Consider the following 9,035-nt stretch of genomic DNA (forward strand, 5'->3'; position numbering starts at 1 on the left):
AACTCCTTGTGGGAGCGGGCTTGCCCGCGATGGCGTCGGCACAGGCAACATTTCTCCAGACGAAAAAAAGCCCGCAGTGTGAGCGGGCGAAAGACCAAAGAAGCTATATGCGCAGTCGCTTCCAGGTTGTGGCAGCTGCTTGGGGGATCAGCTGCCGCGGTACGTGGAATAGCTATAGGGCGAAATCAGCAGTGGCACATGGTAGTGATCCTGCTCGGCAGAGATGCCAAAACGCAGCACCACCACATCCAGAAATGCCGGCTCCGGCAGCGCAACGCCACGGGCGCGGTAGTAATCGCCCGCATGGAACTGAACCTGATAGACCCCGGTACGGTAGTCATCGCCTTGCAGCAGGGGTGCATCGACCCGACCGTCGCTGTTGGTTATCGCGCTGGCGACCAATTCCAGCTGCGATCCTTCAACGCGGTACAACTCGACCTTGATCGAGCTGCCCGGGCAACCGTGTGCTGCGTCCAAAACGTGTGTAGTCAAACGTCCCATTGATTCTGCGCGCCTGCCTGCGTCAAGCAGTCAGACCTCGCGCCTCCCGAAGTCAGTTAAAAAGGAGACCGCACCGGTTCGGAGCACGAAACGCTGCGGCGAGCGATTGATTAAGACACTTTTCAAAAAAATTGTACACAATAAAAACGACATATTTACCTCGATGCCCGCCAGTCGGGAATTTCCGGCGAATTTGCGCCACCTCATAAGATCAGAGGAGCCTCTACCATTTAGCTGACCGGTCAGGCAGGTTTCTTGCAGTATCATCAATTCATGACAGTTCGCGAAAAATGCAAAAATTCAGGCTTACAAAGTGAATATAAAGTTGTATACAATCAGCCCATCGCTGTGACGCCAGCCTGGCACTCAATGTTCAGGCACGTCGCGCCAACGTCATCACCGAATTAAGAAGGAAGACTGCAGTGAGCGCTGACTACCCACGCGACCTGATCGGTTACGGCAGTAACCCTCCTCACCCACATTGGCCGGGGAACGCCCGCATTGCCTTGTCTTTCGTACTCAATTACGAAGAAGGCGGCGAGCGCAACATCCTGCACGGCGATAAAGAATCCGAAGCCTTCCTCTCCGAAATGGTCTCGGCGCAGCCACTGCAAGGCGCGCGCAACATGAGCATGGAATCGCTTTACGAGTATGGCAGCCGTGCCGGTGTCTGGCGGATTCTGAAGCTGTTCAAGGAATTCGACATTCCACTGACCATCTTCGCCGTGGCCATGGCCGCCCAGCGCCACCCGGACGTGATCCGCGCGATGGTCGATGCCGGCCACGAGATCTGCAGCCACGGCTATCGCTGGATCGACTACCAGTACATGGACGAAGCCCAGGAACGCGAGCACATGCTCGAAGCGATCCGCATCCTCACCGAAATCACCGGTGAACGTCCGCTGGGCTGGTACACCGGTCGCACCGGCCCCAACACCCGCAAGTTGGTGATGGAAGAAGGCGGTTTCCTCTACGACTGCGACACCTACGACGACGACCTGCCCTACTGGGAACCGAACAACCCGACTGGCAAGCCGCACCTGGTGATCCCGTACACCCTGGACACCAATGACATGCGCTTCACCCAGGTCCAGGGTTTCAACAAGGGCGACGACTTCTTCGAATACCTCAAAGATGCGTTCGACGTGCTGTACGCCGAAGGCGCCGACGCACCGAAAATGCTGTCGATCGGCCTGCACTGCCGCCTGATCGGCCGTCCGGCGCGTCTGGCATCGCTCAAGCGCTTTATCGAATACGCTAAAAGTCATGAACAGGTGTGGTTCAGCCGTCGCGTCGACATCGCTCGCCACTGGCACGAAACCCACCCGTACCAAGGGGCTGCCAAATGAGCACCTTTCAAACCGTCAAACCTTCGAGCCTGAGCCGCGACGCCTTCGTCGCCGCTTTCGCCGACATCTACGAACATTCGCCATGGGTGGCCGAGAAGGCCTTTGACCTGGGCCAGGACGCCTCGATCGACGAGATCGAAACCCTGCACCAGCGCATGAGCGACATCCTGTTGAGCGCCGATCACGCAAGCCAGCTTGCCCTGATCAACGCTCACCCGGACTTGGCCGGCAAAGCTGCCGTCCAGGGCCAACTGACCGAAGCCAGCACGAACGAACAGGCTGGCGCCGGTATTCACCAATGCACGGCCGAAGAGTTCCAGCGCTTCACCGAGCTGAACGACGCCTACAAAGCCAAGTTCAAGTTTCCCTTCATCATGGCGGTAAAAGGCAGCAACCGGCATCAGATCCTCGCAGCGTTCGAAACGCGCATCCACAACTCGGTCGACACCGAATTCAAATGTGCGCTGGCAGAGATCAACAAGATCGCCCTGTTCCGATTACTGACCCTATAGCAAGCCTGGCCCGAGTGGATTCAAGAACGCTGATTCACCCAGGGCCTCGCAAGCATCCCAAGCCAACTTATTAAAGGCAGACAAGAAGAATGAAAGCTTACGCCGTACCTTTCGAGAAGTTCGTCAACCTGGCCGATGCCCGTTTGGGCACCAAAATCATCTCGGTCACCGATGACTGGTTCGCAGACGCCAACCGTCTGTTCCAACCGACCCCGGCCGTGTGGAAGGAGGGCGTGTTCGATGACAACGGCAAGTGGATGGACGGCTGGGAGTCGCGCCGCAAGCGCTTCGAAGGCTACGACAGCGCGGTGATCCGCCTGGGCGTACCGGGCTCGATCAAAGGCGTCGACATCGACACTTCATTCTTCACCGGCAACTTCCCGCCGTCGGCCTCCCTGGAAGCCTGCTTCCTGGCTGAAGGCGAGCCGACCGAAAACACCCAGTGGGTTGAAGTTCTGTCCGCCGTCGAACTGCAAGGCAACAGCCACCACTTCCACGAAATCAACAACGATCAGGCGTTCAGTCACCTGCGCTTCAACATCTACCCGGATGGCGGTGTCGCCCGTCTGCGTGTGTACGGCGTGCCGCACCGCGACTGGTCCGCTGTGGGCGACAACGAGCAAATCGACCTGGCCGCAGCCCTCAACGGTGGCCGCGCCCTCGCCTGCTCCGACGAACACTTCGGTCGCATGAGCAACATCCTCAACCCGGGCCGTGGCATCAACATGGGCGACGGCTGGGAAACCGCACGTCGTCGTACCCCGGGCAATGACTGGGTGATCGTCGCGTTGGGCCATGCCGGTGAAGTCGAGAAAGTCATCGTCGACACCCTGCACTTCAAGGGCAACTACCCGGACACCTGCTCGATACAGGGCGCATTCGTGAAAGGCGGCACCGACAGCCAGATCGAAACCCAATCGTTGTTCTGGCGCGAACTGCTTCCGGCGCAGAAACTGGAAATGCACGCCGAACACACCTTCGCCGAGCAGATCAAGGCATTGGGCCCGATCACCCACATCCGCCTGAACGTGTTCCCGGACGGTGGTGTGAGCCGCCTGCGCGTACTGGGCAAGGTCGCTAAATAAGGGTGAACCTAAATGATCGTTCCCACGTTCTGCGTGGGAACGCATCCCGTGACGCTCTGCGTCACAGAGTGGACGCGGAGCGTCCGGTGAGGCATTCCCACGCAGAGCGTGGGAACGATCAAAACGAACAACACAGAATTCGGATAAGAACAGCATGCGCACACTGACGATTGAACCGCTGACCAAAGAAGCCTTCGCCCCTTTCGGTGACGTGATCGAAACCGACGGCAGCGATCACTTCATGATCAACAACGGTTCGACCATGCGTTTTCACAAACTGGCGACGGTTGAAACCGCGAAGCCAGAAGATAACGCGATCATCAGCATCTTCCGCGCTGACGCGCAGGACATGCCGCTGACCGTCAGCATGCTGGAGCGTCACCCGTTGGGCAGCCAGGCGTTTATTCCGCTGCTCGGCAACCCTTTTCTGATCGTGGTCGCGCCACTTGGCGATGAACCTGTATCAGGCTTGGTCCGCGCCTTCGTCACCAACGGCAGGCAGGGCATTAATTACCATCGCGGCGTCTGGCACCACCCGGTGCTGACGATCGAAAAGCGGGATGACTTCCTGGTGGTTGATCGCAGTGGCACAGGCAATAACTGCGATGAGCATTTTTTCAAAGAGGATGAGCGTTTGATCCTCGCCCCCCACCAATAAGAGAAGGTCTGATCACTCGACAACAGAGTGACAGGCGAGAGGTAAAGACTGTGGAAGCACATCTGTTGGAATGGCTGAACCTCAGCGTGCGCTGGGTTCATATGATTACTGGCGTGGCCTGGATCGGTGCGTCGTTCTATTTCGTCTGGCTGGAAAACAACCTCAATCGGGTCAACCCGAAAAGTGGGCTGGCTGGCGATTTGTGGGCAATCCACGGTGGCGGTATCTACCACCTGGAAAAATACAAACTGGCTCCACCGACCATGCCGGACAACCTGCACTGGTTCAAATGGGAAGCCTACTTCACCTGGATGTCGGGGATCGCGCTGCTGTGCGTGGTGTTCTACTCCAACCCGACGCTCTACCTGCTGGCACCGGGCAGCGCCCTGAGCGGTCCTGAAGGCGTACTGTTGGGCATCGGCTCGCTGTTCGTCGGCTGGTTCGTCTACTCCTTCCTGTGTGACTCGGCCCTGGGCAAGCGCCCTGCCCTGCTCGGGTTCATCCTGTTCGTACTGATCATTGGCGCGGCCTACGGCTTCAGCAAAGTGTTCAGCGGACGCGGTGCTTACCTGCACGTCGGCGCGATCATCGGCACCATCATGGTCGGTAACGTGTTCCGCATCATCATGCCGGCGCAGCGCGCACTGGTGGCGGCGATTGCCGAGAACCGCACGCCCGATCCGGCCCTGCCGGCCAAAGGCCTGCTGCGTTCGCGTCACAACAACTACTTCACCTTGCCGGTGCTGTTCATCATGATCAGCAACCACTTCCCGAGCACTTACGGCAGCCAGTACAACTGGCTGATCCTGGCCGGGATCGCGGTGTTGGCGGTGTTGGTGCGTCACTACTTCAACACCCGTCACGACAGCCACAAGTTCGCCTGGACATTGCCAGTCGCGGCAGTTGGCATGATCAGCCTGGCTTACGTCACCGGTCCCGCACCGATGACCAGCCCGGACGTGGCCAAGGCTCCGGCAAAAATCGAATACCAGCCGCTGCCGGAAACGGCGCTGGGTGGTGGTTTGAAACGTGCTGAAACCAAACCCGCCGAAGCACCCACCGCCGCACCGGCGCAAGCGTCCAACGCAGGCCCCGGTTTCGACAAGGTGCACAGTGTGATTCAGGAGCGTTGCGCGGTTTGCCATTCGGCCAAACCAACCAGCCCGCTGTTCAGTGCCGCCCCGGCCGGCGTGATGTTCGACACCCCCGAGCAAATCCGCCAGAACGCGGCGCGGATCCAGGCTCAAGCCGTCACCAGCCAGATCATGCCACTGGGCAACATCACTCAGATGACCCAGCAGGAACGTGACCTGATCGGCGCCTGGATTGTTCAGGGAGCACCGACCAACTAAGTAGCAAAAGCATCGCGAGCAAGCTCGCTCCCACAGGTTTTGCATTGTCTGTGTGGGAGCTGGCTTGCCTGCGATTGGCCGCAACGCGGTCTACCTGATGCACAAAATCACAAGAATAAAAAAGATCCGAGGTGTTGCATGTCCGAGCTATCCGCAGCGCGCATCCCCGACGCACCCGCCATTCAGCGTTTGCCCCTTTTGCAGCTGATCCTGGTTGGCCTGCAACATGTTTTGCTGATGTACGGTGGCGCCATCGCGGTGCCGCTGATCATCGGACAGGCCGCTGGCCTGAGTCGTGAAGAAATCGCCTTCCTGATCAACGCCGACCTGCTGGTCGCCGGCATCGCCACCATCGTTCAGTCGCTGGGCATCGGCCCCATGGGCATTCGCATGCCGGTGATGATGGGCGCCAGTTTCGCTGCGGTCGGCAGCATGGTCGCCATGGCCGGCATGCCCGGAATCGGTCTGCAAGGGATCTTCGGCGCAACCATCGCCGCCGGGTTCTTCGGCATGCTCATCGCGCCGTTCATGTCCAAAGTCGTACGCTTCTTCCCGCCGCTGGTGACGGGCACGGTCATCACCTCGATCGGTTTGTCGCTGTTGCCCGTGGCCGTGAACTGGGCCGGCGGCGGTGCGAGCGCCGCTCAGTTCGGTTCACCGATTTACCTGGCCATCGCCGCACTGGTGCTGGGCACCATTTTGCTGGTGCACCGTTTCATGCGCGGTTTCTGGGTCAATATTTCCGTGCTGATCGGCATGTGCCTGGGCTACGTGATCTGCGGCGTGATCGGCATGGTCGACCTCAGCGGCATGGCCAGCGCACCGTGGGTTCAGTTCGTCACCCCGCTGCATTTCGGCATGCCGAAGTTCGAACTCGCGCCGATCCTGTCGATGTGCCTGGTGGTGGTGATCATCTTCGTCGAGTCCACCGGGATGTTCCTCGCGCTGGGCAAAATCACCGGCCAGGAAGTCTGCCCGCGAATGCTGCGTCGCGGCTTGCTGTGTGATGCCGGCGCCTCGTTTTTCGCCGGGTTCTTCAACACCTTCACCCACTCCTCTTTCGCGCAGAACATCGGCCTGGTGCAGATGACCGGCGTGCGTTGCCGCTCGGTCACCATCGTTGCCGGCGGTTTGCTGATTGTGCTGAGCCTGCTGCCCAAGGCCGCGTTTCTGGTCGCATCGATTCCGCCAGCAGTACTGGGCGGCGCGGCGATTGCGATGTTCGGCATGGTCGCGGCGACCGGAATAAAGATTCTCCAGGAAGCTGACATCGGTGACCGTCGCAATCAGTTGCTGGTGGCGGTGAGCATCGGCATGGGGCTGATCCCGGTGGTACGCCCGGAGTTTTTCGCCCACCTGCCCGTGTGGATGAGCCCGATCACCCACAGCGGCATCGCGATGGCCACCCTCAGCGCGCTGACGCTGAACCTGCTGTTCAACATCCTGGGTGGCGCCGAACGCGCAGCCATCAACGACTGCCACGCACACACCCATTGATCTGACGAACAACCAAGGGGGCCCGCCTGTGGTCAGCCCCCTGGCCACAACCTGCGCCTCGAACAATAAAAACAAGAGGGAGCAACAGATGATTCGGACACAAACCAACGTGCTGTTGAGTGGTGGCCTGCTGGCCGCGAGTCAGGCCATGGCTGGCGATTTACTGCTGTGGCAAACCAACAGCCTGAGCTACCTGTACGGCAAGGATTTCGTGGTCAACCCGGCGATCCAGCAGACGATAACCTTCGAACACGCCGACCGCTGGAAGTACGGCGACAACTTCCTGTTCGTCGACAGCACCTGGTACAACGGCGAGAAAGACCGGAACAAAGGCGCCCACGCCTATTACGGCGAGTTCAGCCCGCGCCTCTCCTTCGGCAAAATCCTCGATCGCCGTTTCGAATTCGGCCCGATCAAAGACGTGCTGCTGGCCATGACCTACGAAAGTGGCGAAGACGACACCGAGGCCTACCTGATCGGCCCCGGCTTCGACCTCGCTGTCCCGGGCTTCAACTTTTTCACCTTGAACTTCTATTACCGTCAGACCGAAGGCTCGCGCCCCGGCGACGATGTCTGGCAAGTCACCCCGGCCTGGTCCTACACCCTGCCACTGGGCAACTCGAACGTGTTGATCGACGGCTACATCGATTGGGTGGTGGACAACGACCAGAACTCACACGGCACCTATCACGCCAACCTGCACTTCAACCCGCAGATCAAATATGACCTGGGCAAAGCCCTGGGCTGGCGTGAGAAACAGGTGTACGTCGGCGTCGAATACAGCTACTGGAAAGACAAATACGGCATCGAGAACACCTCTAACTTCGACACCAATGAAAACACCACCAGCCTGCTGGTGAAGGTGCATTTCTAAGATGACCGGCAACCGTGCCCCAAACCTGTCGTCGGTGCGCTGTTGCGGGGCACTTGAGACCTGGCCAAGGAGTCAGTATTCTCCGCGGCCGCCTGAATCCGCTTTAAAAAAAAGCCCGGATTTAATTCCTGACCAGAAGGCCAACTTATCCCGGCTCTGGACGGTACCAAGGCATTCCACCCCCCCTCTCAATCGACTGTTCTTGAGCAGCCGAGCGGGAGTTTTTTTGCTTTTTGAAAGCCTTGGCGCAGCTCTTGCTAACAGCATTAAAGCTGACCGATTGGATGATTTTTTACCGCTAAAGAAACAGGCGCCACACCAGAGCGCCGACCTTAAAAAAATAACGTGGAACCACCTACTTTTTGGGAGCAACCGAATGAAACGTACGTGCACTAGCCTGATGTTGGCGGGATCGATGCTGGCCGGGGGCCAGGCCATGGCCGGCGACTTGCTGCAATGGCAGACCAACAGCCTGACTTACCTCTACGGTAAAGAATTCAAGGTCAACCCTGCCATTCAGCAGACCGTGACGTTCGAACACGCCGATGGCTGGAAATACGGCGACAACTTCTTCTTTATCGACAAGATCTTCTACAACGGCAAGGAAGACGCCTTTGCGGGCAAGAACACTCACTACGGTGAGCTCAGCCCGCGCTTGTCGTTCAACAAGATTTTCGACCAGAAATTCGAACTCGGCCCGATCAAAGATGTACTGCTGGCCATGACCTACGAGTTTGGTGAGGACGATACCGAGTCCTACCTGATCGGTCCGGGTTTCGACCTGGCTATTCCGGGCTTCGACTACTTCCAGTTGAACTTCTACAACCGTCACACCGAAGGCGATCGCCCAGGCGACAACGTCTGGCAAATCACCCCGGTCTGGTCTTACACCATTCCAGTGGGCAGTTCGAGTGTGCTGATCGACGGTTACATGGACTGGGTCGTCGACAACGACGTCAACAGCCGCGGCGAATACCACGCCAACCTGCACTTCAACCCACAGGTCAAATATGACTTGGGCAAGGCGCTGAATTTCGGTGCGAAGCAGCTGTATGTCGGTGTTGAATACGACTACTGGAAAAACAAATACGGGATCGAAGATTCCGGTGCCTTTACGACCAATCAGAACGTGACGAGCCTCTTGGTGAAGTTCCACTTCTGATCCGGCTGTAAGTGGCGTCTGCGAGGACGCCATCGCGGGCAAGCC

Annotated in this window: 9 protein-coding genes; 8 read left to right on the forward strand and 1 reads right to left on the reverse strand. The window is 58.6% G+C overall.

Annotation, left to right across the window (positions count from 1 at the left end):
* Positions 1–147 precede the first annotated feature (147 nt).
* Positions 148–501 carry a hydroxyisourate hydrolase gene (uraH, locus tag AC1D2P_RS29400; RefSeq protein ID WP_046027110.1) on the reverse strand — a complete coding sequence of 118 codons (354 nt, stop codon included), beginning with the start codon at positions 499–501 and terminating at the stop codon, positions 148–150.
* A 422-nt stretch (positions 502–923) separates the two neighbouring features.
* Here uraH and puuE point away from each other — a divergent pair, with 422 nt between their 5' ends.
* From puuE to AC1D2P_RS29440, 8 genes are all read left to right on the forward strand, one after another.
* Positions 924–1,850: an allantoinase PuuE gene (puuE, locus tag AC1D2P_RS29405; RefSeq protein ID WP_046027111.1), complete on the forward strand. Its 927-nt coding sequence runs from the start codon at positions 924–926 to the stop codon at positions 1,848–1,850.
* Positions 1,847–2,362 (forward strand): 2-oxo-4-hydroxy-4-carboxy-5-ureidoimidazoline decarboxylase, encoded by a 516-nt coding sequence (gene uraD / locus AC1D2P_RS29410; protein WP_077430610.1) that lies wholly within the window; start codon positions 1,847–1,849, stop codon positions 2,360–2,362. Before puuE ends, uraD begins: the two co-directional genes overlap by 4 nt.
* A gap of 89 nt (positions 2,363–2,451) precedes the next feature.
* A complete protein-coding gene (gene alc, locus AC1D2P_RS29415; protein ID WP_121733428.1) occupies positions 2,452–3,447 on the forward strand; it encodes an allantoicase in 996 nt (331 codons plus the stop codon).
* Between the two features lie 154 nt (positions 3,448–3,601).
* Positions 3,602–4,105, forward strand: a complete 504-nt coding sequence (locus AC1D2P_RS29420; RefSeq protein WP_008146154.1) for an ureidoglycolate lyase — start codon at positions 3,602–3,604, stop codon at positions 4,103–4,105.
* Between the two features lie 50 nt (positions 4,106–4,155).
* Positions 4,156–5,457 carry a urate hydroxylase PuuD gene (locus AC1D2P_RS29425; protein ID WP_477757704.1) on the forward strand — a complete coding sequence of 434 codons (1,302 nt, stop codon included), beginning with the start codon at positions 4,156–4,158 and terminating at the stop codon, positions 5,455–5,457.
* Between the two features lie 138 nt (positions 5,458–5,595).
* Positions 5,596–6,954, forward strand: a complete 1,359-nt coding sequence (locus AC1D2P_RS29430) for a nucleobase:cation symporter-2 family protein (RefSeq protein WP_477757705.1) — start codon at positions 5,596–5,598, stop codon at positions 6,952–6,954.
* Positions 6,955–7,042: 88 nt separating this feature from the next.
* Positions 7,043–7,828: an outer membrane protein OmpK gene (locus AC1D2P_RS29435; protein WP_477757706.1), complete on the forward strand. Its 786-nt coding sequence runs from the start codon at positions 7,043–7,045 to the stop codon at positions 7,826–7,828.
* Between the two features lie 376 nt (positions 7,829–8,204).
* Positions 8,205–8,990 carry an outer membrane protein OmpK gene (locus AC1D2P_RS29440; protein WP_046027117.1) on the forward strand — a complete coding sequence of 262 codons (786 nt, stop codon included), beginning with the start codon at positions 8,205–8,207 and terminating at the stop codon, positions 8,988–8,990.
* Positions 8,991–9,035 lie beyond the last annotated feature (45 nt).

The organism is Pseudomonas sp. P1_F1_2 (genome assembly GCF_056405815.1).

Excerpts from the sequence above, each read along its gene's own strand:
- uraH (WP_046027110.1), bottom strand. The coding sequence starts at position 501 with ATGGGACGTTTGACTACACACGTTTTGGACGCAGCACACGGTTGCCCG.
- uraD (WP_077430610.1), top strand. The coding sequence starts at position 1,847 with ATGAGCACCTTTCAAACCGTCAAACCTTCGAGCCTGAGCCGCGACGCC.
- alc (WP_121733428.1), top strand. The coding sequence starts at position 2,452 with ATGAAAGCTTACGCCGTACCTTTCGAGAAGTTCGTCAACCTGGCCGAT.
- AC1D2P_RS29420 (WP_008146154.1), top strand. The coding sequence starts at position 3,602 with ATGCGCACACTGACGATTGAACCGCTGACCAAAGAAGCCTTCGCCCCT.
- AC1D2P_RS29430 (WP_477757705.1), top strand. The coding sequence starts at position 5,596 with ATGTCCGAGCTATCCGCAGCGCGCATCCCCGACGCACCCGCCATTCAG.
- AC1D2P_RS29435 (WP_477757706.1), top strand. The coding sequence starts at position 7,043 with ATGATTCGGACACAAACCAACGTGCTGTTGAGTGGTGGCCTGCTGGCC.
- AC1D2P_RS29440 (WP_046027117.1), top strand. The coding sequence starts at position 8,205 with ATGAAACGTACGTGCACTAGCCTGATGTTGGCGGGATCGATGCTGGCC.